The sequence below is a fragment of the Wenzhouxiangella indolica genome, assembly GCF_042310355.1.
Lineage (GTDB): Bacteria > Pseudomonadota > Gammaproteobacteria > Xanthomonadales > Wenzhouxiangellaceae > Wenzhouxiangella.
Genome location: NZ_JBHJMR010000001.1, coordinates 37780 through 60572 on the forward strand (window position 1 = coordinate 37780; position 22793 = coordinate 60572).

Below are 22793 nucleotides of genomic sequence, written 5' to 3' on the forward strand. Positions count from 1 at the left end.
CGGTCGTGAGCGGCCGGCCGGCGCAGTCCGTTCGGCTGATCGAGGTCGTCGCCGGTGTCATCCGCGACGACCGTGGCCGCATCCTGCTGGCGCAGCGCCCGGCGGGAAAGCATCTTGCCGGCACCTGGGAGTTTCCCGGCGGCAAGCGCGAAGGCGATGAATCGGATGCCCGCACGCTGGCCCGCGAGCTGGCCGAGGAACTGGATATCGAGGTTGTCTCGTCGCGGCCCTGGCTGTCGCTGACCCACCACTATCCCGAGCTGGCCGTGCGTCTCAAGCTGTACGAGGTCGACGAGTGGCGCGGGCAGCCAAGTGGGCTGGAAGGTCAGTCCCTGGACTGGGTCAGCGTTGCCCAGATGAACGCGATGCCGATGCCGGCGGCCGACCGCCCGATCGTGCGCGCGTTCGGCATCGACGACCGTTATGCCATCAGTCCCGAGCCGCGGGATTCCGGCGATATCGAAGGCATCCTGGCCTGGGCCCGCGAGGGACTGGATCGGGGTCTGCGCCTGTTTCAGCTGCGCGCCGGGTCGGTCGACGCCGCAAGCCTCGCTTCGATGGCGCGGGCCTTCGGGGAGGCCGTGGCCGCGGCGGGCGGGCGATGGCTGCTCAACGGTCCGCCGGCGCTGGCCATCGAAGCGGCCGCCGACGGCGTGCACCTCGATGCCCCCGGTCTGCGTTCTCTCGATGCCCGACCACTGGGCGACGAGAAACTGGTCATGGCCTGCTGCAGGAACGAATCCGATCTGGCGCGGGCGGGCGCCCTGGGTCTCGATTTCGTCACGCTTTCTCCCGTTCTCGGCACCGAGGGCGTCGAACATGCGGAGCCGTTGGGCTGGGCGGGCTTCGAGCGACTGAGCCGTCGTTCGCCGCTGCCAGTCTATGCGCGCGGTGGCGTCGGGCCGGGCGACCTTTCCGGCGCGCGCGAGCGCGGCGGTTTCGGCGTGGCCGGCACGTACGCTGCGGGAGAGACCTGGTCGTGATCGAAACGGTACGGCTGCCCATACGTCCGCGCCCGATGCCCGAGGCCGGATCGGTGGATGTGTGGTTCACGCGCCTGAGCGAGCTGCCCCTCGATGCCGGCCCAGCCGGATCCGAGCGCCGCGAACGTATCATGCGGCAACGCGTGCAGCAGCAGTTCTTCCTTCGCCTGCTGCTGGCCGCCTACCTGGGTTGCCCGGGCAAATCCGTCCAACTGGTTCGCAGCGATCGCGGCAAGCCGATGCTCGCCGGTGAGCATGCCGACAGCCCGCTTCGGTTCAACGTTTCGCACTCGGGCGACTGGCTGGCGATCGCGGTTGCCGAGGGGGTCGGCGTGGGAATCGATATCGAAGTCGAGCGTCGCCTCCCGCGCGCGCAGCTGCTTGCGCGCCGGTTTCTCTCGCCAGCGGAAGCCGAATGGCTGGTCGAGCTCGATGAACCGTTCCGCTCCCGCCAGTTTCTGCAACAGTGGACGGCGCGCGAATCCCTGGTCAAGGCCCGCGGTTGCGGCCTGGCCGGTTGTCTCGGGGAGATCGAGCTCGACTGGCAGCCGCCCACGATTCGGCGCCTGCCCGGCGACTGGTCCGGCCCGCGGTCGATGGCGCTGGCCGGCCTGTCGATGCCGAGCGGCCTGGTCGGGCATCTCGCGGTTACGCAGGGCCCGGTCACGCCCGTGCTCAGGCGTATCGGCGCCTGACCTCGCCCAAGCTCAACGCGCCGCACGGCGCTCACCCAAGGAAACCCGGTATGTATCTACAACGCGCGACCTGGCCCGAAGTCGAGACCTACCTGGAAGGCTCCACCGGCATCGTGATCCCGATCGGATCGACCGAGCAACACGGACCCACCGGTCTGATCGGCACGGACGCGATCTGCCCGGAGACGATTGCCGGCGGCCTGGCCGAGGAGGGCATCCTGATCGGACCGACCCTGAGCATCGGCATGGCCCAGCACCACCTGGGTTTTCCGGGTTCGATCAGTCTGCGGCCGTCGACCCTGATGGCGGTGGTGCGCGACGTCGTCGGTTCGCTGACCCGGCACGGCTTCACGCATTTCTATTTCCTCAACGGCCATGGCGGCAATATCGCAACGGTCAACGCCGGCTTTGCGGAGGTCTGGGCCGATGCCAGCCTGGCCGGTCGCGCCTCGGGCCAGCGCATGAAGATGGGCAACTGGTTCGCCGGAAGGCGCGTGCAGGCCCTGGCGCGGGAACTGTACGGCGATGCCGAGGGCAGCCACGCCACGGCCTCGGAAATCGCGCTGACCTGGTACGCCTACCCCGAGGCGGAGCGGCGCGACAAGCTCGATCCGCTGCGCGCGCCCGATGGACCGATCCGGGATGCCGTCGATTTCCGGTCGCGATTTGCCGACGGCCGCATGGGCTCGGAGCCCCACCGGGCCACCCGCGAGCACGGCAGGCGCTTCTACGAGGCCGGGCTGGCCGACGCCCTGGAGGACTACCGCGCGTTCCTGGCCCAGCACTGAGCCGGGGAATGAAAAGGACTTGCGAATCCGGCAAAATGTGATATAAATCACGTTTTCTGACGCCCCCCCCCCCGATTTCCAGCTCGGGGCCAAAAGCCGACGGAACAAGACCGAACAAAAAGGGGAATACCGTTGCCTACCGAGCAATCTCGCGGCGCCTTCTGGCGCCGGGTTTCGTTTTCATGTGCCTGCGCGGCCATGCTCGCGTTGACTTCCGCGGTCGCGGCAGGGGACGGGCCCTCGTCGCCGGCGGCGCTCGGCGACCGTGCGGCCGGGAAGATCCGCGCCGCCGCGGCCGCTGATCGAATCACCGAACGCAATGCGCTGATCGACGAAGCGCTCGAGCTGCTCGATGCGGCCGTCGAGCATCCGCGTGCCGACCGCGAAGTGTTCCGACGCAGCCAGTTCGATCGCGTCGTGGCCCTGCGCACCCGCGAATCGATGGCCGAGGCCGTCGCGGCCTGGGAAGCACTACTCGAAGACGAACTTGATCCGCCGAGCTATGTCACTGTCGCCGCCGCCGATGCCTTGCTGTACCTGCGCGAACCCGAACGCGCCGCGGAACTCTACCTGGCGGTGCTAGACGAGCAGCCCGAGCGCATTGAAACCCGCCAGTCCCTGTTCTGGGCGCAGCTCGAACAAGAGGACTTCGACGCGGCGCTGGCGACAATCGACGGTCTGGCCGGGCACCCCGACCTCGCCGATAATGCGCGCCTGCGGCGCGATGCGCGCATTACCGCGGCCATGGGCCGCGGCTACGCCAATCGCCTCAGCGAGGCCATGGAAGCGCTGGAGGCTGTCGTTGCCGAGCACCCGGAAAGCCAGGCCGCCACGCGGTCCCTCGCCACCATCTATCGCTGGCGCGGCTGGAGTCGGCGAGCGCTCGATTTGACCGAACCCCTGCTCGCCTCGGATCCCGACAGCACGGACAATCGCCTGCTGCACGCCGCCCTTCTGCGCGATGTCGGACGCTACCGGGCCGCCGGGGCGATCCTGGAGGCGCTCCACCGCGAGCATCCCGAAGATCGACACGTTCAGCGCGATTACGCCGACTGGCAAACACGCGACCGCTGGGCGATCTCGGCCCACGCGGAGTACGGCGAGAGCGACGGGGTGAGTGAGTTCGGCAGCCGCGATCGGGCCCTGCGTACGCGCCTTTCGGCGCCCTGGATCGGCCCTTACCTGCAGCCCTACCTGCGCAGCGAGTACAGCCATGCGACCTTTCCCGAGGGCGAGGCTGATTACGACAGGCTGGGAGTCGGCGTCGACTACCGCCGGGGCGATCATCGAGTCAACCTCGAGTTCCACCGCAATCGCCACGGCGCGGACGAGGACGGCTTCACCGCCGGCTGGGATCTACAGATCGACGACCACTGGAGCCTGGCGACCCGCTACGAAAGCTTCTCGACCGACGTGCCGCTGCGCGCGCGCGGGCAGGGCCTGGACGGCTGGAAGGCCGAGGCGGCGCTGCGCTGGCAGGCGCACGAGTCGCTGGGCCTGAGGCTGGGCGTATCGCGCCTGGCGATCTCCGACGGCAACGAGCGCGACTCGGTGCTGGCCTCGTTGAACCACCGGTTGCGCGTGTCCGCCTACCACACAACCGACGGCACGCTCGATCTCTACGCCGCCCGCGCCAGCCGGACCGGCGGCCCCTACTTCAATCCCGAAGAGGACGCCTCGCTGGCCTACGTGGTCCAGCACGACTGGCTCACCTGGCGCCGCTATGAGCATTCGTTCACGCAGCGTTTTGTCGTCGGCGGCGGCGCCTACTGGCAGAAGCACCACGGCACGCATGCCATCGGCCTGGCCCGCTACGAGCACCTGTGGCAGCTGAGCCAGCACTGGTTCTTCCACTATGGCCTGGGCGTGGCCAGCCGGGTCTATGACGGTGATCGCGAATCGAGGATCGACGGCCAGGTCTGGCTGCGGGGGGTGTTCTGATGCGCCTGCCGAGGAATGAAATGAAAAGGGGAGAGATCGATGTTGTCCTGGGGTGATAGCACCGGCCTGCTGGCCGCGCTGTTCAATTTCGCGTTCTTCTACCCGCTGTTCATGGCCTGGCTGTGGATGGTCGGCGGGCTGTGGTACTTCTTTCACTGGGAGCGGCGTATTTCGCGCACCCCGGAAGAGCCGCCCGAGCTCGACGAGTATCCGGGCTGTTCCATCCTGCTACCGTGCCACAACGAGGGCGCGCAGGTGCGCGAGACCATGGAATGGCTGCTCAAGCAGACCTATCCCAACTTCGAGATCATCGCCGTCAACGATGCCAGCACGGACGACACCGGCGAGATTCTCGAGGAGCTGGCCGCCCGCCACGACAATGTTCGCGTCATTCATTTCGAAAGCAACCAGGGCAAGGCCATGGGGCTTCGCGTCGCGGCCGTGGCTTCCAGGCACGAGTTCCTGTTCTGCGTCGACGGCGATGCGGTGCTCAACAAGACGGCGCTGCAGTGGATGATGTGGCACTTCATCACCGGCCCGCGCGTGGGCGCGGTGACGGGCAATCCCCGCATCCGCAACCGATCGACCATGCTCGGTCGGCTGCAGGTCGGCGAGTTCTCGTCGATCATCGGCCTGATCAAGCGCGCCCAGCGCATTTACGGACGCATCTTCACCGTCTCCGGCGTGGTCTCGGGCTTCCGCAAGGCCGCCCTGCATCGCAACCGCTACTGGAACACCGACATGGTCACCGAGGACATCGACGTGACCTGGCTGCTGCAGTCCGATCACTGGGACGTGCGCTACGAGCCCAATGCGCTGTGCTGGATCCTGATGCCCGAGACCCTGCGGGGCTTGTGGAAACAGCGCTTGCGCTGGGCGCAGGGCGGCGTGGAAGTGCTGTTGCGCTATGGCCTCAAGGCCCTGCGATGGCGCCAGCGACGCATGTGGGGCGTGGTCATGGAGTACACGCTCAGCGTGATCTGGGCCTACGTGATGGCGAGCATCTTCGCGCTCTACTTCCTGGGCCTCCTCCTGCCGCTGCCCGAGACCCTGAGGGTGGATACGATCATGCCGCAGTGGAACGGGGTCGTGCTCGGCGTGACCTGCCTGCTGCAGTTCGCCGTTAGCCTGATCATCGACAGCCGCTACGAGAAAGGACTGTGGCGGGTCTATTTCTGGGTCATCTGGTATCCGCTGGCGTTCTGGGTGATCAGCATGTTGACCACCGTGGTGGCCGTGCCCAAGGCCCTGGTCAAGGGCCACGGAGAGCGCGCCATCTGGACCAGCCCCGACCGGGGGGTGCGGCCATGACGCGGCACGTCCCCGAGCATCCAGACATCATCTATCGGCCTGACCTGCAGCCGCCGGCCCGCCGTGCCCTGTTCTCCGGCATCACCTTCGTGGCCTGGCTGATGTGGTTCTACCTGTTCCTGCCGCTTTTGAGCGTCGCTGCGTGGTGGTTCGGCATCGAGTCCTTTCGCCAGTACATGTTCGACCCGGTTCGAAGCGGCTACCTGCTGACGCTGACCGGCTACGCCATCGTCGTCGCCGTGACCGCCCTGACGATCGTCGGCTGGTCGCGCTACAACCAGATTCGCTTCGGCGGTCCGGATCGCCGTCGCCCGCTGCCGCCGGTCAGCAACGAGATGATGCAGGAAAAATTCCAGCTCGACGCTGACATGCTCGAGCAGGTTCAGCGGGCCAAGACCATCAAGCTGACCTTCGGGGAGGGCGGCGCGCTGGAACATGCCAGTTTCCGCCACGAGGTCGACGGCGAAACCAGGACATCGGAATACCAGGCGCCGCTGCGCTGACTCAGGCCGAGCGCCAGGCGCGCCAGCCCAGTACCAGGCCGCCGAGCGCGGCCACGGCGGCTGGAATCGAGTGCCCGCCCCACAAGGGCGCGACCTGGTAGCCCGCCAGTACCGCGCCGGCGACCAGCAGGCCGGCGGCAAGGATGGCGCCGGGCAGGCGGCGGTTGTGGCGGCCGAGCTCGCCTGCCAGTTTTTCCAGGTCTTCGGAGTCGATTCGGGTGCGCAGCCGGCCCTTGCCGGTGGTCTCGAGAAAGTCGTGCAGCAGCCCCGGCAGTTCCGGTGAGCGCGACAGCCAGCGCGGCAGTTCCCTGGCCATGCGCCGGACCGTGCGCGGCAGGCCGTAGCGCTCGGCGAAGATCGCTTCGAGTTCCGGCTTGGCCACGTCCCAGATGTTCAGGCGCGGGTCGAGTTCCCGCCCCATGCCCTCGATGTTGAGCAGGGTTTTCTGAAGCATGATCAGCTGCGGTTGCAGGGTCAGCTTGAACGCGCGCGCGACCGAGAACAACTCGATCACCATTTCGGCGAAGGAGACCTCTTCCAGCGGCCGCGTGAAGTTGGGCTCGCCGACGGTGCGGGCCGCCGCGGCGAGCTCGTCGATACGCGTGTCGGCCGGGACCCAGCCGGCCTCGATATGCAGTTCAGCCACGCGCCGGTAGTCGCGATTGAAGATGGCGAGAAAGTTTTCGCCGATGTAGTAGAGATCCTCCGGCGTGAGGCTCTCGACGATGCCGAAGTCCAGCGCGATCCAGGTCGGGTCTTCCGGGTGGGTGGTGTCGACGAGCAGGTTGCCCGGATGCATGTCGGCGTGGAACAGGTTGTCGCGAAAGACCTGGCCGTAGAAGACCCGGATGCCGCGGCGGGCCAGGCGCTCGAGATTCACGCCGCGCCGTCTGAGTTCGGCGATGTCCTTGACGGGAACGCCCTCGACGCGTTCCATGACGAGCACGCGCGCGGCGGTCAGTCGCCAGTGGATGGCCGGGATGTAGAGATCGCGCGAGCCCTCGAAGTTGCGCTTGAGCAGCGAGGCACTGGCGGCCTCGGCCTTCATGTCCAGCTCCCGGAAAATGACGCGCTGGAACTCCGAGACGATGTCGTCGGGGCGAATGCGCTCGCCCTCGGGATGGTAGCGGCGCACCAGCCCGGCGAGCGCGCGCAACAGCTCCAGGTCGCGGCGAATGCGGCGTTCGATGCCGGGGCGCACCACCTTGACCACGACTTCCTCGCCGGTTTCGAGCCGTGCGGCGTGGACCTGGGCGATGGAGGCCGAGGCCAGGGGGCGATCCTCGAATGCGTCGAAGAGTTCGGCGATGCTCGCGCCGAGCTGCTGCTCGATGATCGCTCGTGCCTGTTCCGACGGGAAGGGCGGAACATCGTCCTGCAGGCCGGCCAGGTCCTCGGCGATGTCCTCGGGCAGCAGGTCGCGGCGGGTCGAGAGAATCTGCCCGAACTTGACGTAGATCGGCCCCAACTCCTGCAGCGCAAGGCGCAGGCGCGCGCCGCGCGAGAGATGCCGCACGTGCCGCCGGCCCCAGGGCAGCAGACGGATCGCCCGGGCGAACTTCAGCGGCGGCAGGGCTACCAGCAACTCGTCGAGCCGGTAGCGCGCCAGGGTCAGCGCGATGCTGGTCAGCCGGATGCCGCGGGCAATCATGCCCGGCCCCGGCGTCGCAGCCGTGCTTCGAGCCGGTCGGTGGCTTCGCGCAGCTCGTCGACCTCGCTCACGAACTCGTCGACCTCCTCGCGCGTGACCAGCAGGCCGGATTCCTCGCGCAGGAAGCGCGCCGCCTGCTCGGCGGCTGTGGTCGAGACGTGGCGCGCGCCGGCGCGCGCCTCGCCCAGCATTCGCCACAGCTGGTGGCCGACAACCGGGCCGAAGCGCTCGACGAAGACCGCTTCCCAGTCCGGGTCGAGCTGTTTGAGCAGTTTCTCGAAGGCCTGGCCGGTGCCGGCCTCGCCCTCGATGCGCACGCCGCTGCCGGACGCGCGCCAGTCGGGCACGGTCATGGCCAGCAGGGCCACGGGTGTGCCGCTGATGGTGGTGTCCGGGCGGGCCTCGTCCTCGGCGCTGACGCCCAGGCCGTCATCGCGGCCGTGGAAGAACAGGTCGATGCCCAGGCCTTTCAGTTCCAGCTTCACCCGCTTGTCGCGAAGCGGTCGCAGCCGGCTCGAGGCTTCCGGGTCCAGCGCGATCGCGCGCGCGATGGCCTGCTCGACGCCGGCGGCCAACAGGCCCGGCAACGGGGTCATGTAGCGCGTCATCGGCTCAGACCTTTGCGCCCCGGTGGATGGCGCAGATGCCGCCGGAAAGGTTGGACCAGCGCACCCGCTCGAAACCCGCATCGCGCAGCTGCTCGGCCAGGGCCGGCTGGTCGGGGAAGCGCCGGATCGACTCGGCCAGGTACTGGTAACTCTCGCCGTCGCCGGCGATCCGCTCGCCCAGTCGCGGCAGTACCTCGAATGACCAGGTGTCGTAGACCATCGCCAGCGCCGGCAGGCCTACCTTCGAGAATTCCAGGATGTGCACCCGTCCGCCCGGTCGCAGCACCCGGTGCATTTCGGCCAGGGCCTTGTCGCGCCAGGTGACGTTGCGCAGGCCGAAGGCGATGGTCAGGTGGTCGAAGTGATTGGAGGCAAACGGCAGGGCCTCGGCATTGACCTGCAGCCATTCCAGGCCCTGTACCAGTCCGATGTCGTCCATGCGCGAGCGGCCGGTCGTCAGCATCTCGCGATTGATGTCGGCGACCACCACGTCGGCGCCGCGTTCGTGCGCGAGCCTGGCAATGTCGCCGGTTCCGCCGGCCAGGTCGAGCAACCTCTGGCCCCGGCGGATGCCGCAGGAAGCCACGAAATGCCGCTTCCAGAGCCGGTGGATGCCCAGGCTCATCAAGTCGTTCATCAGGTCGTAGCGCTTCGCCACCGACGAGAAAACGCGGTCGACGAGCTGCGTCTTCTCTTCGGGGGATACTTCGCGGTAGCCGAAATCGGTCATCAAATTAAGGTTTCAGGTTTCAGGTTTCAGGTTTCAGGGGTCGGGACTCGGGACTCGGGACTCGGGACTCGGGACTCGCGGCTCGGGATTCGGGCTCATGGGCCAGATTGACAGCAAGGCGCGCCTGCCAGCGCCTGGCAAAAACGGCGCACGCCCGAGTGGCACCCGACTACCTGCCTGCCTTGGTTTTCCTGAACCCTGAACCCTGAAACCTGAAACCTCATTCCACTCCCGCTTCCTTGAGCCGTTGTCGGTAACGCGCCAGATTGCTTTCCATCCGACTGCCCAGATCATAAAGGAAAGACCATGAATAGATTCCAGAATCGTGGCCGTCGTCGAAGCGGATCTGGACCGCGTAGCTGCCGATCGGCTCGATCGCGCTGATGTCGACGTTTTCCTTGCCGGTCATCAGCTTCGGTTCCGAGTAACCGTGGCCGCGCACCTCGGCCGAGGGCGAGTGGGTGCGCAGGTACTCGGCCGGCAGTTCGAACTGCTCGCCGTCGTCGAAGGTCACGGTCAGTATGCGCCGGCCGCGCTCGTAGTTGAGGTCGACCGCCTGCCGCTCGCTCATGGCGCTTCGTAATAGGTGGGTGAACCCGGGCCGACCGGCAGGTCGAGGCCGAATACCCACAGCAGGAATAGCAGGCTCCAGCCGATGAAGTAGAAGATCGAATACGGCAGCATGGTCGCGATCAGGGTGCCGATGCCGAATTTCTTGTCGTAGCGCGTCGCCCAGGCCAGGATCAGGCCGAAGTAACTCATCATCGGCGTGATGATGTTGGTGGTCGAGTCACCGATCCGGTAGGCCGTCTGGATGACCTCGGGGGAATAGCCGATGAACATCAGCATGGGCACGAAGATCGGTGCGGTCACCGCCCACTGCGCCGAGGCCGAGCCCAGCGACAGGTTGACGATTCCGCACATGATGATGAACAGCACGAACACCAGCGGCCCGGTCAGGCCGATACTCTGGAGAAAGTCGGCCCCGGTCACAGCCGTGATCAGGCCGAGGTTGGACCATCCGAAAAAGGCCACGAACTGCGCGGCGAAGAACACCAGGACCACGTACAGCCCCAGTGTGGAGATGGCCGACGCCATGCCGTCGATGACGTCGCGGTCGTTCTTCATCGTGCCCACGACCTTGCCGTAGGCGAAGCCCACGACCAGGAAAAACACGAAGATCCAGGCCACGATGGAGTCGAAGAAGGGCCCGGAGGATTCGAGGAAGCCGCCGCCGGCCTCGGGGTCACGCAGTACGCCGTTCTCGGGCACGACCAGCAGCGCGATCAGCGCCAGCACGGCAAGGGTCGCGAACAAGGCGGTGCCCAGGCCCTTTTTCTCCGAGCCGGTCAGCGGCTGCATCTGGCTGTTGTCGAGTACAGACGGGTCAGCGTTGGAATCGTCGTATTCACCCAGCTTGGGCTCGACGATGAAGATGGTCACCAGCGAGCCGATGAGGGTGATCATGAAGGTCGACACGATCATGAAATACCAGCTCGCCGTGGCGTAGACGGTGTAGCCGGGGTCGATCAGCTGGGCGGCTTCCTCGGTGATGCCGGCCAGCAGGGGATCGATGGTGCCCAGCAGCAGGTTGGCGCTGTAGCCGCCCGACACGCCGGCGAAGGCGGCGGCCATGCCGGCGAGCGGATGACGGCCCAGGGCCAGGAAAATGGCGCCGCCGAGCGGAACCAGCACGACATAGCCCATCTCCGAGGCGGTGTTCGAGAGCACGCCGGCGAACACGACGGCGACGGTGACCACGTGCTTCGGCGCCGACAGCACGATGCCGCGCACCAGGGCGGAGAGCAGACCCGACTTCTCGGCCACGCCGACCCCGAGCATGGCCACCAGCACCACGCCCAGCGGGGCGAAGTTGACGAAATTGTCGACCAGACCGCCCAGGATCCGTCGCAGGCCTTCGGCATTGAGCAGGCTGACCGCCTCGATCGTGGCGCCGACGCCGGCACTCGGCCGCGGGTCTTCCACGCTCACGCCCAGCCAGCCGAAGAAACCCGACAGGAACACCATGGCGGTGGCCAGGATGGCGAACAGGGTGACCGGGTGCGGCAGGAGGTTGCCGAGCCACTCGACAACGTCCAGGAAGCGGGTGAACCAGTTGCGCTGGGCGGTCGCGGCCGCCGAATTGTCGTAATCGCTCACGATGTCAGTCCCTGCGTGTGATCCGGAATGCCGCCGCGGCAGCGACCCGGCATGATAGCGCAAGGTGTCGAGAGGGGCTAGGGACCAGGGATTAGGGACCAGGGACTAGGAACCAGGGATTTGTAGCTAGACTCTCGCTAGTCCCTAGTCCCTAGTCCCTAGTCCCTAGTCCCTAGTCCCTAGTCCCCCTCAAAGCCCCAGCGCGAACAGCCCCAGGCACAGGATCAGTCCGGCGACCGGGATCAGGACGGTCAGCGCGCCCATGGCCGGGTAGGCGGCCGAGTGGGTTTCGTTGCAGATGGCGCGGATGGTGGTGACCACGTAGCCGTTGTGCGGCAGGGAGTCGAGCGCACCCGAGGATATCGAGACCACGCGGTGGAGCTGGTCCGGATCGACGCCGGCATCGACGTAGTGCGGGCCCAGGATGGGGAGGGCGATCGCCTGGCCGCCGGAGGCCGAGCCGGTCATGGCGGCGATGGCGGACACGGCGATGGCGGCGCTGACCAGGCCGTTGCCGGGCAGGCCGGTGACCCAGACGACGGCGGCGTCGAAGGCCGGCGAGACCTTGGCGACCGTACCGAAGCCGACTACGGCCGCGGTATTGCCGATGGCGATCAGCGCGCCGACGCCGCCCTCGGTCAGGGCCGCGCCCGGCTGATGAAGATTGCGCAGGTTGATCGCGGCCGCACCGATGCAGCCGGCCAGCAGGGCGACGATCAAGGCCGAGATGCCCAGGTGGTCGTGCAGGGTGAAGGAAAAACCCAGCACGAGCATCAGCGGAATCAGCGACAGGGCGGGGTTCGGCAGGTCGTCGCGTCCGCTTTCCGGGTCGGCGTCACGCTCCTCGAAGACCTCGCCGCGCTCGACGGCGCGCTTGAGCATCCACTGCAGCCAGACGTAGCCGGTGGTGGCCATGAAGATCGCGACCACCAGGCTGGCCTGCCAGGCCGCCAGCGGGCCGGTGCCGAGGTGCTCGATGGGAATCCAGTTCTGGATTTCCGGCGAGCCGGCCGAGGTCATGGTGAAGGTCACCGAGCCGAAGGCCAGGGTGGCGGGAATGAAGCGACGCGGCAGGTCGGCGTCGCGGAACAGGGCCAGCGCCATCGGGTAGACCGAGAAGGCGACCACGAACAGGCTCACCCCGCCGTAGGTCAGCACCGCGCAGGCGAGTACCACCGCCAGCGCGGCCTGCCTGGTGCCCAGCCGGCGCACGATCCAGTGGGCGACCGACTCGGCGCCGCCGGAGGATTCCATCAGCTTGCCGAACAGCGAGCCGAGCAGAAAAACGAAGAACCACGAGGCGATGAAGCCCGTGAACCCGTCCATGTACTGGGTGATCAGGTCGGCCTGGCCTTCGGCGGACAGGGGCGGCAGCAGGGCGATGTTGCTGGTCAGCGCGACCAGCAAAGCGCACAGCGGCGTGGCCACGAACAGGCTCATGCCGCGCATGACGAGTACGATCAACAGGGCCAGTCCCCCGAGCAGGCCGATCAGGCTGAGCATGTTGGGTGCTTCCGCTTGAATTCGCGGCCATGTTGGCAAGGCGCCGTGCCGCGCGTAACTGTACCAAGGTACAAGTTACAGTCATCGGCGGCTTGTCTAGGCTGCAAGGCGTGTCGGTCACTCCAGTAGCCGGAGTGCCATGAAACCGCGAGCAAGCCTTCGTAACAAGGGAGTTCAAATGAAATCGCTGAAGCTGTCCAACAAATCGCTGAAGCTGTCCAGGCTCAGCCTGGCGATCGTGCTGGGACTGGCCATGACGGCCGGGGTGTCGGCCCAGGACGAACAATCCGAAGACAACAATGAAAACGAAACCGCCGAGGAGGCCACCGACCTGGGCAACCTGGAAGTCACCGCGAGACGCCGTTCGGAGAACCTGCGCGATGTGCCGATCTCGGTCACCGCGATTACCGGCGAAGGCCTGCAGGACTCGGGCGCACAGGACATCACCTACCTCAACCAGGTCGTGCCCAATACCACCCTGGAAGTCTCGCGCGGCACGAGCAACACGCTGACCGCTTTCATTCGCGGCGTCGGCCAGCAGGATCCGGTCGCCGGCTTCGAGGCGGGTGTCGGCATCTATATCGACGATGTCTATCTCAATCGCCCCCAGGCGGCGGTGCTCGACATCTACGACGTCGAGCGCGTGGAGGTGCTGCGCGGTCCGCAGGGCACGCTCTACGGTCGCAACACCATCGGTGGCGCGGTCAAGTACGTAACCCGACGCCTCGGTCGCCAGCCATCGGCCAGCGTCCGCGCCAGCGTGGGCAGCTATTCCCAGGCCGACCTGGTGGTCAAGGGCGAGACGCCGATCGGCGACAGCCTGGCCATCGGCGGCGCCGTGGCCACGTTCAATCGCGACGGTTTCGGCGACAACCTGACGCTGGGCACGGAGAACTACAACAAGGAAGTGATGGCCGCCCGCGCCAGCATGGAGTGGACGCCGAACTACAACCTGTTCGTGCGCCTCGCCGGTGACTACTACAAGGACGATTCCAACCCCGTCGGCGGGCATCGCCTGATCCCCGGTCTGTTCTCCGGCGCACCCGTGCTCGACGATGTCTACGACACGCGCGGCGGCATCACCGGCGAGAACGAGACCGAGCAGCAGGGCTTGAGCCTGCTGGTCGAGTACGACATCAATCCCTCCTGGCTGTTCAAGAGCATCACGGCCTGGCGCGCCGACGACACCATCAACCAGATCGACTTCGAGGCGCTGCCGCCGGTTGACCTGGACGTGGCCACGATCTACGAGAACGAGCAGTTCAGCCAGGAATTCCAGCTCAACTACAGCGGCGAGAACATCACCGGCGTGGCCGGCTTGTACTACCTGGACGCCAATGCCTTCGGCCCGTTCGACGTCCGCCTGTACCAGACCGGCGAGGTGATCGGCGCACCCCAGCTCAACGCCTTTACCCTGGGTGATGTCGATACCGAGACCTGGTCGGCGTTTGCCGATGCCAGTTTCGACCTGGCCGGCATGTTCGATCTCGACACCGGCCTGGAGCTTTCCCTGGGCGGCCGCTATACCAGCGACAAGCGCTCCTCGCGCGTGCTGCGCCAGAACATGCTCGGTGCCTCCTCCTACTTCGGCGGGGATCCGGTCGTGATCGCGACCACCTCCGATTTCGAAGGCTCGGACACCTTCTCCGAGTTCACGCCGCGCGCCAGCATTGCCTGGCAGCCCAACGCCCAGCACAACCTGTACCTGTCCTGGAGCCAGGGCTTCAAGGGCGGCAGTTTCGACCCGCGCGGACTGACCACCGCGGCGCCGGACTTCAACGGCGACGGCACCGTCAGTGAAGACGAAGTGTTCGAATTCATGCGCTTCGAACCCGAGACGGTCGACACCTGGGAGATCGGCGCCAAGTCCTCCTTCGCCGACGGCCGCGTCAATACCAGCCTGGCGTTCTTCTACAGCGACTACACCGATATCCAGGTGCCGGGTTCGATCGGGGTCGACACGACCGGCGACGGCGTCTCCGATACCTTTGCCGGTGTGACGACCAACGCCGGCGCCGCCACCGTCCAGGGCGTGGAGCTGGAAGCGAACGCGCTGCTGGGGCGCAACATGGCGACCTCGGGTGATGCGCTGACCAGCATGCTGACCCTGGGCTACATCGATGCCGACTACGACGAGTTCGTCACTTCGGTGACCAACCCGGCGACCGGCGAGACCGCGCTGGAGGACGTATCCGACGAGCGCGTGTTCCAGAACACGCCGGACTGGACCGGCCACTGGAACCTGCGCTACGACGTGCCCATGGACCTGTTCGGCAATGACGGCCTGTTCTCGGTCATCGGCGCCTGGTCCTACCGCGGCGAGACCAACCAGTTCGAAGTGCCCTCGCAGTTCCTCGACCAGGAGGCCTACTCGCTCTACGACCTGCACCTGGTCTGGAAGCGCAGCGACGGTCGCTACGAGATCGGATTGCACGGGCGTAACCTCAGCGACGAGCAGTACAAGACGTCCGGCTACGTGTTCGCCACGCCCGACGGCAGCGCCTCGACGCTGGGCCTGGAAGGCGTGATGAATGCCTTCTACGGGCCGCCGCGCACAGTCACGCTGACCGGCACCATCAACTTCTGATCATTGCTTGACTCTCCTCTTTGGGCCGGAACCGTCCTGCGGTTGCCGGCCCTTCTTTTATCTGAATCACCGAAACCGTTGAGTTGCTGGAAGCCCGTTGATTGCCAGAGTCTTTAAACTGTTGCCCATGAACGCTCCCTTTTCTTTCCATAACGAGCCGTGTCGACGCTGACGCTCGTTGCCGCCGGGCTGGCCTGGCTGGGCCTGCTGTTTGCCGTCGCGCTATTCGGCGAGCGCTCGCAAACGCGCTGGCAAAAGCTCTGGCCGGTTGTCTATTCCCTGTCCCTGGCGGTCTACTGCACGGCCTGGACGTTCTACGGCACCACCACGCAGGCGGCCCGCTCGGGCTGGCCCATACCGCCGACCTTTATCGGCACCATTGTCCTGTTCGTGGTCTTCTTTCCCTTCCTGCGTCGCCTGGTGGCGCTGAGCAAGGCCACCAATGCCACGAGCATCGCCGACTTCATCGCCACGCGCTTCGGTAAATCGTCGATGCTGGCCGCCGCGGTGACCGGGGTCGCGGTCATCGGCATCGTTCCCTACATTTCGCTTCAGCTGCAAGCGGTGGCCATGAGCTTTGAGGCCGTGCACGGCCGGGTTGCCGCCGGCGAGTCGGCTGCCTGGCAGGATCTCGCCCTGTACGCGGCGATCATCATGGCCGTGTTCGCCATGCTCTTCGGCACGCGCCGGGCGGCGGCGACCGAGCACAACCGCGGCCTGGTGCTGGCCATGGGATTCGAATCCCTGCTCAAGCTGGCCGCCATGCTGGCCTTGGGCGGCTTCGTGATCTTCGGCCTGTTCTCCGGGCCGGGCGATTTTGCCGAGCGCGCGCCCTCGCCGGAGTTTTCCGGGCTCGACTCCTTCCTGACGCTCATGCTGCTCGGAGCGCTGGCCATGTTCACGCTGCCGCACCAGTTCCATATCGGCGTGGTCGAGTGCCGCCAGGAGCGCCACCTGCGCACGGCGCGCTGGTTGTTTCCGCTGTTCCTGGTGCTGATCAGCCTGCCGATCCTGCCGTTGGCGCGCGCCGGCAATGCGCTGCTCGAAGGCGTGGTCGCGCCCGACCTGTACGTGCTGATGCTGCCGCTGAGCGAGGGGCAGCAGGGCCTGGCGCTGCTGGCCTTCCTGGGCGGGCTCAGTGCCGCGACCTCGATGGTCATCCTCGCCAGCCTGACCCTGTCGATCATGATCGGCAATCACTGGCTGACGCCGGCACTGCTCAATCGGCACTGGGGCCGGGTCAGCGAGCTGGGTATCCCCGTGCGCCAGCAACGCCGGCTGGGCATCGTCGTCGTGCTGTTGCTGGCCTACGTCTACAGTCGCTCGATCGGGGTCGCTGACGCCCTGGCCGATATCGGGGCGCTGTCCTTCTCGGGGCTGGCGCAGCTCGGCCCGGCGGTGATCCTGGCCGTCTACCGGCCGGGCCTGTCGGCGCGCGCGATCCTGGCCGGCATCGTTGCCGGCGTGGGCGTCTGGGCCTATGTGCTGTTCCTGCCGCTGTTGCTGACCGGTTTCGGCGCCCAGGCCGACTGGATGAGCACCGGGCCGCTCGGCCTGACCTGGCTGGCGCCGGAGAACCTGTTCGGCATGGAGGCGTTCGCGCCCCTGACCCGGGCGGTGGTGGCCAGCCTGGCGGTCAACCTGATCGTGACGCTGCTCGGGGTTCGGCTCGGTCCCGCGCCGGGGCAGGACGCCGACGAAGAAGACCCGATGCGCCCGGATATTCTCTATCGCCTGGCCGAGCGATTTCTGCCCGAAGCGCGCCTGGAGTCGCTTTTCGCCGAACGCCGCGATGCCCGCGCGATGGCCGCCCGCCTCGAACACGAACTGGCCGCTGTGGTCGGTTCGGCCTCGGCGCGGCTGCTGCTGGATGCCGCGCGTCGGCGCACCCCGGCGCCGCTGGACACCGTCGCCGACCTGGTCGGGCAGGCCGCCGAGCAGGCGCGCTTCAGCCGAGAGGTCCTGTCCGGTGCGCTGGAAAACATGAGCCAGGGGGTGTGCGTGGTCGATCGCGACATGCGCCTGGTGGCCTGGAACAGCGCTTACCTGGCGCTGTTCGATTATCCGGAGGAGTTGATCCGGGTCGGCCGTCCGGTCGCCGACCTGTTGCGCCACAACGCCGAGTCCGGCCTGATGGGCGGCGGCGACATCGAACGCAAGATCCAGCGCCGTCTGGCCCACAAGCGCGCCGGGACGCGTCACCGCATCGAGCGTCCCTGGCCCGACGGGCGCATCATCGAGATCCGGGGCAACCCGATGCCCGGCGGCGGCTTCGTGGCGACCTTCACCGACGTGACCGCTTTCCGCAACGCCGAGGAAGAACTTCGGCGCATCAACGAAACTCTGGAGCAGCGCGTCGTCGCGCGCACCGGTGAACTCGAGCAGGCCAAGGTGGAAGCCGAGCGCGCCAGCGAGGCAAAGACGCGTTTCCTGGCGGCGGTCAGCCACGACCTGGTCCAGCCGCTCAATGCCGCCCAGCTACTCACCCACGCCCTCGCGGGGCGCGTCTCAGACGCGCGATCGCGCCAGTCGCTGGCCCAGATCTCGGGTGCGCTGGGCGCGACCGAAGACCTGATCGAGGGGCTGCTCGATATCTCACGCCTGGACGCGGGCGGTATGGAGCCCCGGCTCAGCCGTTTCCCGCTGGGCGAGCTGTTCTCGCAGCTGCAGGGCGAGTTCTCGGTGCTGGCGAGCGAACGCGGCCTGAAACTCGCCTGTGTGGAGACCGGGCTGTGGGTGGAGACCGACCCGCAGTTGCTGCGGCGAATCCTGCAGAACTTCCTTTCCAACGCCGTGCGCTATACCCGCAAGGGGCGGGTGCTCATCGGCTGCCGACGGCGCGGTGATCGCGTGCTCATCGGGGTCTGGGATACCGGGCCGGGCATTGGCGCCGAGGACCAGGCGGTCATCTTCGAGGAGTTCCGCCGCCTGGACGATCGCCAGCACGCGCCGGGCCTGGGGCTGGGCCTGGCCATCGCCGAGCGCATGGCGCGGCTGCTCGACCACGAGATCGAACTGGCCAGCCAGCCTGGCCGGGGCACCATGTTCGGGGTCTACGTGCCGCGCGCGCAAGCCGAGCGGGCGGCGCCCGGCCGTCAGCAGGACCGTTCCGAGCCGGGTTCGGGGCGCGTGCTCATCGTCGACAACGAGGCGGCCATGCTCGGCTCCCTGGATACGCTGGTGTCGGGCTGGGGCTTCGAAGTCCGCGTGGCCAGCAATACCGAGCAGGCCCTGGCGGCGGCCGAGCGTTTCGAGCCGGAGCTGCTGGTGGTCGATTTTCATCTCGACGAGGGGCACACCGGCCTGGAGTTGCTCGATGCCCTGCGCGAGGCCGGCTGCCGGCGCCCGGCGATCCTGATCAGCGCCGATCACGCCGCCGAAGTACGGCAGGCGGCCCGGCGGGCCGGCTGCGAGTTCCTGCACAAGCCGATCCGTCCCCTGGCGCTGCGTTCGCTGATGACGCGAATGATGCCGCGCCGGCGACGAGGAGGGTGACCGGAGTCGGGGGTGGAGTCCTCGATTGGGGTCCGTAAATCCCCGGTCTTCAGGTCATGGTTCGAGCTTGAAAATTCCAAATTTCAAGCACCAATTTTCAAACAAATTCCAATGACCAAAATTCCAATGAGCCCAAACGGAACCCTGGCCAGGTCACGGGATTTGCCGCTGTCCCCGACCGGATCGACCCGAACGGACCTTGCAACACGATGCCTGTACCTGACCATGTCCACAGACGGACCACTTTGGCTCCATGACCGTTTCGGTCATTGAAAATTCGGTCCTTCGAAAATTGTTTGAAAATTGGTAATTGGTAATTGGTAATTGGTGCTTATACCAACCGGCTTTGCCAAGCTCAAGAAAACCTCGCCACTGGCGCGGTCGCCAGTACTTCAGCGTATCGCTCGTGCACGCGTCCCATCCGAACGCGCCCGAGAAAGCCGGAGTAGGCCAGGTAGGCGACCAGGAAGCGGCGGTCGGCGGCCCAGCGGGGCAGGAACTTCGGTGCCTTGAGCAGCCCCATCTCGGCGAGCTCGCACAGCACCGGCATGTCGGCCAGCGCCAGCTTGCCGCAGAACAGCAGCTGCAGCACGTCGGCCCGGCCGGCGGCGACCACCGAGCGCAGGAAGTCGTGCACCCGCAACAGGCCGTCGAGGTAGACCACGTCCTTGGTGAACGGCGCGCCGCCGCCGAGCACGCCGCCGCGGAAGACCCGGCGGGCCTGCTCGAAGGCGGTGCGCTGCAGTTCCCCGTCGGTCGGTGCAACGGCCTGCCGTGCCGCGGCGATGCGGCCCTGCTCGAGGAAGTGCCGGTAGACCTCGACGAAATCCGCGCCGTCGACGGCCATCTGGATGGCCAGGACGCGGTCGGCCAGGCGCTTGAGCCGATCGACGTCCATGCCGCCGGTGATGAACTCGGCGAACACGGCCAGGCCTTCCTGGGTGCGCGTGGTGCCCGGATGGCTGGCGGCGAGGATGGGAAGCGCCGTCTGGGCGCGCCCGTTGAGCGCGGTCGCGACGTGGATGCCGGCTTCGTGGTGAATGAGCTGCTCGACGTCGCGGTCGGTGAAACGGGCGCCGGCGCGGATGCGGATGCGGTCGGCCCCGGCGGTTGCGTTGGCCGAGAGCTGATCGACGATTTCCACCTCGGGTGCGTCGTCTCCGAAAAATCGCGTCGCGGCCGCGCGCATTCGGCGGGCGACGTCTTCGTCGGTGGCGCTGGCGTCGTCGGGCGCGCCCAGGTCGAGGTGGTCGAGTCGGTCGATCACCTCGTGCAGTCGGCGCGCCAGCTGCAGGGGGCTGTCGTTGGAGTCAGGAAGCGCCTCCCCGGGGCTTCCGTAGAGCTCTCGCGAGGCGGCGAAGAAGTCCGGGGTGCCGATGTGTTCGAGCATGCGGGCGGCCAGGCCCAGGCGTTGCGCGATGCGCTCGAGCCATTCGCGCGCCGGTCCGCTCTCGGCGATCAGGGGGCGGGCGCGCTGAAGGGCGTTGTGCACGGCGGCGGTTTCGACGGCCGGGTAGTCCACCTGCGGCAGCTCGCGGCCGCCGCGCGCGAGGAAGCGTTCGCGCACCTCGAGCGGCCAGGCCAGCAGCCCGAGAATGCGCAGTGGTTGTTCGGCTTCGCGCAGGGCCGCGGCCGCGCGCGTGATCCGGTCAGCGACGGGGGACAGGGGAGTCACAGTCTGGTGAAGGGTTTCGACCGCATTTTCAGGCTATAATAACCTGTTAACTTCACGAACTGCCCTACAACGCGGCCAGGATAGAAATCAATGCTGTTTGACAATGTCGTCATCAAGTCGGTGGCCTCGGTGGATGCCCCGCACACGATCACGAGTGCCGAAACTCGCGACCGCCTCGAACCCACCCTCAAGAAGCTGCACGTGCGGGGCAACCCGTTGATCGACCTGGCCGGTATCGAGGAGCGTCGCTTCTGGGACGAGGGCGTCATGCCTTCCCAGGCGGCGACCATGGCCGCCGAAAAGGCGCTGGCGCGGGCCGACATCGATCCCGACCGGGTCGGCATCCTGATCAATACATCGGTGTCGCGCGATTTTCTCGAGCCGTCGACGGCCTGCATGGTGCACGGCAATCTCAAGCTGGCCAATACCTGTGAAAGCTTCGACGTGGGTAATGCCTGCCTGGCCTTCATCAACGGCATGAACATCGCCGCGCACATGCTCGACCGCGGCGAGATCGACTACGCCCTGATCGTCAATGCCGAGAACAGCCGCGAGATCAACGACACCACGATCGAGCGCCTGCTCCAGCCCAAGGTCACGCGCAAGCAGTTCAAGAGCGAGTTCGCCAGCCTGACCCTGGGCTCCGGCGCCGCGGCCATGATCATGTCGCGCGGCGATCTCGAACCCGACGGTCACCAGTACAAGGGCGGGGTCTCGCGCGCGGCGACCGAGTTCAACAACCTCTGCCGCGGCTACAATCACCAGATGTGGACCGACACGAAAAGCCTACTGCGCGAGGGCATGAAGCTCGCCGGCGTGACTTATTCCACCGCCCGCCAGGTGCTCGGCTGGGTCGCCAACGAGCTCGATCACGTGGTCATTCACCAGGTCTCACGCGTCCACACCGAAGCCTTCATCCGCGCCTTCGGCGTCGAACCCGAACGCGTCTACCGCATCTTCCCGAAATTCGGCAATATCGGCCCCGCTTCCATCCCGACGGTGCTGAGCAAGATCGTCGACGAAAACCGCGTTCAGCGTGGCGACAAGATTGCCCTTATGGGGATTGGTTCCGGACTGAACTGCTGCATGGCCGAGGTGGTCTGGTAAACGCGTTGGCTTGTTATCTGGTTGGCTGGTTAGCTTGTTGTTGCCGGAACCAGCCAACTAGCCAACCAGCAAACTAGCCAACAAAGGCAAGCGAATGCCCGTGGGATCCGAAAAACTCTTTCCCTTCGAAAGCCACTACCATCTCCAGTCCGCCGGCCACCGCATGCACTACGTGGACGAGGGGCCGCTGGAAGGTCAGCCGGTAGTGATGGTGCACGGTAATCCGACCTGGTCGTTCTACTACCGCAATGTCATCACCGCCTTGAAGGGAGACTGCCGCTGCCTGGCGCTCGATCACGTCGGTATGGGACTTTCCGACCGGCCCGACGAGTCGGTCTACGACTATACAATGGCCAGCCGCGTGGCCGACCTGGGCCACTGGCTCGACGAGGTCGAGCCCGAGCGCGAGATCGATCTGGTGGTGCACGACTGGGGCGGGGCGATCGCGATGGCCTGGGCGGTGCAGAACCCTGAGCGCGTTCGGCGCATCGTGCTGCTCAATACCTGGGCCTTTACCATCCCCGAGGACGAAAGCCTGCCGATGGCGCTGAAGTTCGCCCGAACCGGCCTGGGTGGTTTCCTGGTCAACCGCTTCAACGCCTTTTCCGGCCTGGCCGTGAAGATGGCGACCACCGGCAAGCTGGAACGCCAGGTCGCGCAGGGCCTGACCGCGCCGTACCGCGATGGCCCGAAGAGTCGCCTGGCCACGCTGCGCTTCGTGCAGGACATTCCCCTCAAGGCATCCGACAAGGCCTGGCCGGTACTGGCCGAAACCGAGAAGCATCTCGACCGCCTGGCCGACAAGCCGATCAAGTTCATCTGGGGCGGCAAGGACTTCGTCTTCGACGACCGCGTGCTCGATATCTGGCGCAAGACCTGGCCGCAGGCCGAGATCGAGTACCTCGAAAACGCCGGTCACTACGTCCTCGAAGACGCGCCGGAGCGGGTCGTAGCTGGTATTCGGCAGTTTCTCGGTCAGTAAAAAGCTTTGTCCACAGATGAACACAGATGAACACAGATATAGATCTAAAAGAAGGAACCTGACGGAATAGCCGG

General features: G+C 66.5%; 17 protein-coding genes. 10 read left to right on the top strand and 7 right to left on the bottom strand.

Annotation, left to right across the window (positions count from 1 at the left end; all coding sequences use genetic code 11):
* The first annotated feature begins 5 nt into the window (after positions 1–5).
* The 6 genes from ACDC67_RS00145 (at position 6) to pgaD (ending at position 6221) form a co-directional block, all read left to right on the top strand.
* Positions 6–983, top strand: a complete 978-nt coding sequence (locus ACDC67_RS00145; RefSeq protein WP_376689812.1) for a Nudix family hydrolase — start codon at positions 6–8, stop codon at positions 981–983.
* Positions 980–1678 carry a 4'-phosphopantetheinyl transferase family protein gene (locus tag ACDC67_RS00150; protein ID WP_376689813.1) on the top strand — a complete coding sequence of 233 codons (699 nt, stop codon included), beginning with the start codon at positions 980–982 and terminating at the stop codon, positions 1676–1678. The genes ACDC67_RS00145 and ACDC67_RS00150 overlap by 4 nt, the downstream gene beginning before the upstream one ends.
* A gap of 50 nt (positions 1679–1728) precedes the next feature.
* Positions 1729–2466 carry a creatininase family protein gene (locus ACDC67_RS00155; RefSeq protein ID WP_376689814.1) on the top strand — a complete coding sequence of 246 codons (738 nt, stop codon included), beginning with the start codon at positions 1729–1731 and terminating at the stop codon, positions 2464–2466.
* Positions 2467–2598: 132 nt separating this feature from the next.
* Positions 2599–4407 carry a poly-beta-1,6 N-acetyl-D-glucosamine export porin PgaA gene (gene pgaA / locus ACDC67_RS00160; protein ID WP_376689815.1) on the top strand — a complete coding sequence of 603 codons (1809 nt, stop codon included), beginning with the start codon at positions 2599–2601 and terminating at the stop codon, positions 4405–4407.
* Positions 4408–4446: 39 nt separating this feature from the next.
* Complete coding sequence (gene pgaC / locus ACDC67_RS00165; protein ID WP_376689816.1) at positions 4447–5718, top strand: poly-beta-1,6-N-acetyl-D-glucosamine synthase; 1272 nt, start codon at positions 4447–4449, stop codon at positions 5716–5718.
* Positions 5715–6221, top strand: a complete 507-nt coding sequence (gene pgaD, locus ACDC67_RS00170) for a poly-beta-1,6-N-acetyl-D-glucosamine biosynthesis protein PgaD (RefSeq protein ID WP_376689817.1) — start codon at positions 5715–5717, stop codon at positions 6219–6221. The genes pgaC and pgaD overlap by 4 nt, the downstream gene beginning before the upstream one ends.
* 1 nt (position 6222) lies before the next feature.
* On the opposite strand, the gene ubiB is transcribed toward pgaD, so the two are convergent.
* The 6 genes from ubiB to ACDC67_RS00200 all read right to left on the bottom strand — a co-directional run bounded on the left by ubiB (position 6223) and on the right by ACDC67_RS00200 (position 12873).
* On the bottom strand, positions 6223–7872 hold the full coding sequence (gene ubiB / locus ACDC67_RS00175; RefSeq protein ID WP_376689818.1) for a 2-polyprenylphenol 6-hydroxylase: 1650 nt from the start codon (positions 7870–7872) through the stop codon (positions 6223–6225).
* Entirely contained in the window at positions 7869–8480 is a 612-nt protein-coding gene (locus tag ACDC67_RS00180) for a ubiquinone biosynthesis accessory factor UbiJ (RefSeq protein ID WP_376689819.1), read from the bottom strand. The genes ubiB and ACDC67_RS00180 overlap by 4 nt, the downstream gene beginning before the upstream one ends.
* Positions 8481–8484: 4 nt before the next feature.
* Complete coding sequence (locus ACDC67_RS00185; protein ID WP_376689820.1) at positions 8485–9210, bottom strand: class I SAM-dependent methyltransferase; 726 nt, start codon at positions 9208–9210, stop codon at positions 8485–8487.
* A 220-nt stretch (positions 9211–9430) separates the two neighbouring features.
* On the bottom strand, positions 9431–9781 hold the full coding sequence (locus ACDC67_RS00190; RefSeq protein ID WP_376689821.1) for a gamma-butyrobetaine hydroxylase family protein: 351 nt from the start codon (positions 9779–9781) through the stop codon (positions 9431–9433).
* On the bottom strand, positions 9778–11370 hold the full coding sequence (locus tag ACDC67_RS00195) for an AbgT family transporter (protein ID WP_376689822.1): 1593 nt from the start codon (positions 11368–11370) through the stop codon (positions 9778–9780). Before ACDC67_RS00195 ends, ACDC67_RS00190 begins: the two co-directional genes overlap by 4 nt.
* A gap of 189 nt (positions 11371–11559) precedes the next feature.
* Positions 11560–12873 (bottom strand): GntP family permease, encoded by a 1314-nt coding sequence (locus ACDC67_RS00200; protein ID WP_376689823.1) that lies wholly within the window; start codon positions 12871–12873, stop codon positions 11560–11562.
* Between the two features lie 178 nt (positions 12874–13051).
* On the opposite strand from ACDC67_RS00200, the gene ACDC67_RS00205 reads away from it, so the two are divergent.
* On the top strand, positions 13052–15460 hold the full coding sequence (locus tag ACDC67_RS00205; protein WP_376689824.1) for a TonB-dependent receptor: 2409 nt from the start codon (positions 13052–13054) through the stop codon (positions 15458–15460).
* 159 nt (positions 15461–15619) lie between these two features.
* Positions 15620–18955, top strand: coding sequence for a hybrid sensor histidine kinase/response regulator (locus ACDC67_RS00210; protein ID WP_376689825.1), 3336 nt, complete (start codon positions 15620–15622; stop codon positions 18953–18955).
* Positions 18956–19310: 355 nt separating this feature from the next.
* On the opposite strand, the gene ACDC67_RS00215 is transcribed toward ACDC67_RS00210, so the two are convergent.
* Positions 19311–20630: a flavohemoglobin expression-modulating QEGLA motif protein gene (locus tag ACDC67_RS00215; protein WP_376689826.1), complete on the bottom strand. Its 1320-nt coding sequence runs from the start codon at positions 20628–20630 to the stop codon at positions 19311–19313.
* A gap of 90 nt (positions 20631–20720) precedes the next feature.
* Between ACDC67_RS00215 and ACDC67_RS00220 the strand changes: the two genes are divergently transcribed.
* Together ACDC67_RS00220 and ACDC67_RS00225 are read left to right on the top strand one after the other, a co-directional pair.
* On the top strand, positions 20721–21737 hold the full coding sequence (locus ACDC67_RS00220) for a 3-oxoacyl-ACP synthase III (protein ID WP_376689827.1): 1017 nt from the start codon (positions 20721–20723) through the stop codon (positions 21735–21737).
* A 94-nt stretch (positions 21738–21831) separates the two neighbouring features.
* Positions 21832–22719 carry an alpha/beta fold hydrolase gene (locus ACDC67_RS00225; protein WP_376689828.1) on the top strand — a complete coding sequence of 296 codons (888 nt, stop codon included), beginning with the start codon at positions 21832–21834 and terminating at the stop codon, positions 22717–22719.
* Positions 22720–22793: the final 74 nt, after the last annotated feature.

What these genes read in the sequence shown, in the direction of transcription:
- ACDC67_RS00155 (WP_376689814.1), top strand. Translation starts at nt 1,729, where the DNA reads ATGTATCTACAACGCGCGACCTGGCCCGAAGTCGAGACCTACCTGGAA.
- pgaC (WP_376689816.1), top strand. Translation starts at nt 4,447, where the DNA reads ATGTTGTCCTGGGGTGATAGCACCGGCCTGCTGGCCGCGCTGTTCAAT.
- pgaD (WP_376689817.1), top strand. Translation starts at nt 5,715, where the DNA reads ATGACGCGGCACGTCCCCGAGCATCCAGACATCATCTATCGGCCTGAC.
- ubiB (WP_376689818.1), bottom strand. Translation starts at nt 7,872, where the DNA reads ATGATTGCCCGCGGCATCCGGCTGACCAGCATCGCGCTGACCCTGGCG.
- ACDC67_RS00180 (WP_376689819.1), bottom strand. Translation starts at nt 8,480, where the DNA reads ATGACGCGCTACATGACCCCGTTGCCGGGCCTGTTGGCCGCCGGCGTC.
- ACDC67_RS00185 (WP_376689820.1), bottom strand. Translation starts at nt 9,210, where the DNA reads ATGACCGATTTCGGCTACCGCGAAGTATCCCCCGAAGAGAAGACGCAG.
- ACDC67_RS00190 (WP_376689821.1), bottom strand. Translation starts at nt 9,781, where the DNA reads ATGAGCGAGCGGCAGGCGGTCGACCTCAACTACGAGCGCGGCCGGCGC.
- ACDC67_RS00200 (WP_376689823.1), bottom strand. Translation starts at nt 12,873, where the DNA reads ATGCTCAGCCTGATCGGCCTGCTCGGGGGACTGGCCCTGTTGATCGTA.
- ACDC67_RS00205 (WP_376689824.1), top strand. Translation starts at nt 13,052, where the DNA reads ATGAAATCGCTGAAGCTGTCCAACAAATCGCTGAAGCTGTCCAGGCTC.
- ACDC67_RS00220 (WP_376689827.1), top strand. Translation starts at nt 20,721, where the DNA reads ATGCTGTTTGACAATGTCGTCATCAAGTCGGTGGCCTCGGTGGATGCC.
- ACDC67_RS00225 (WP_376689828.1), top strand. Translation starts at nt 21,832, where the DNA reads ATGCCCGTGGGATCCGAAAAACTCTTTCCCTTCGAAAGCCACTACCAT.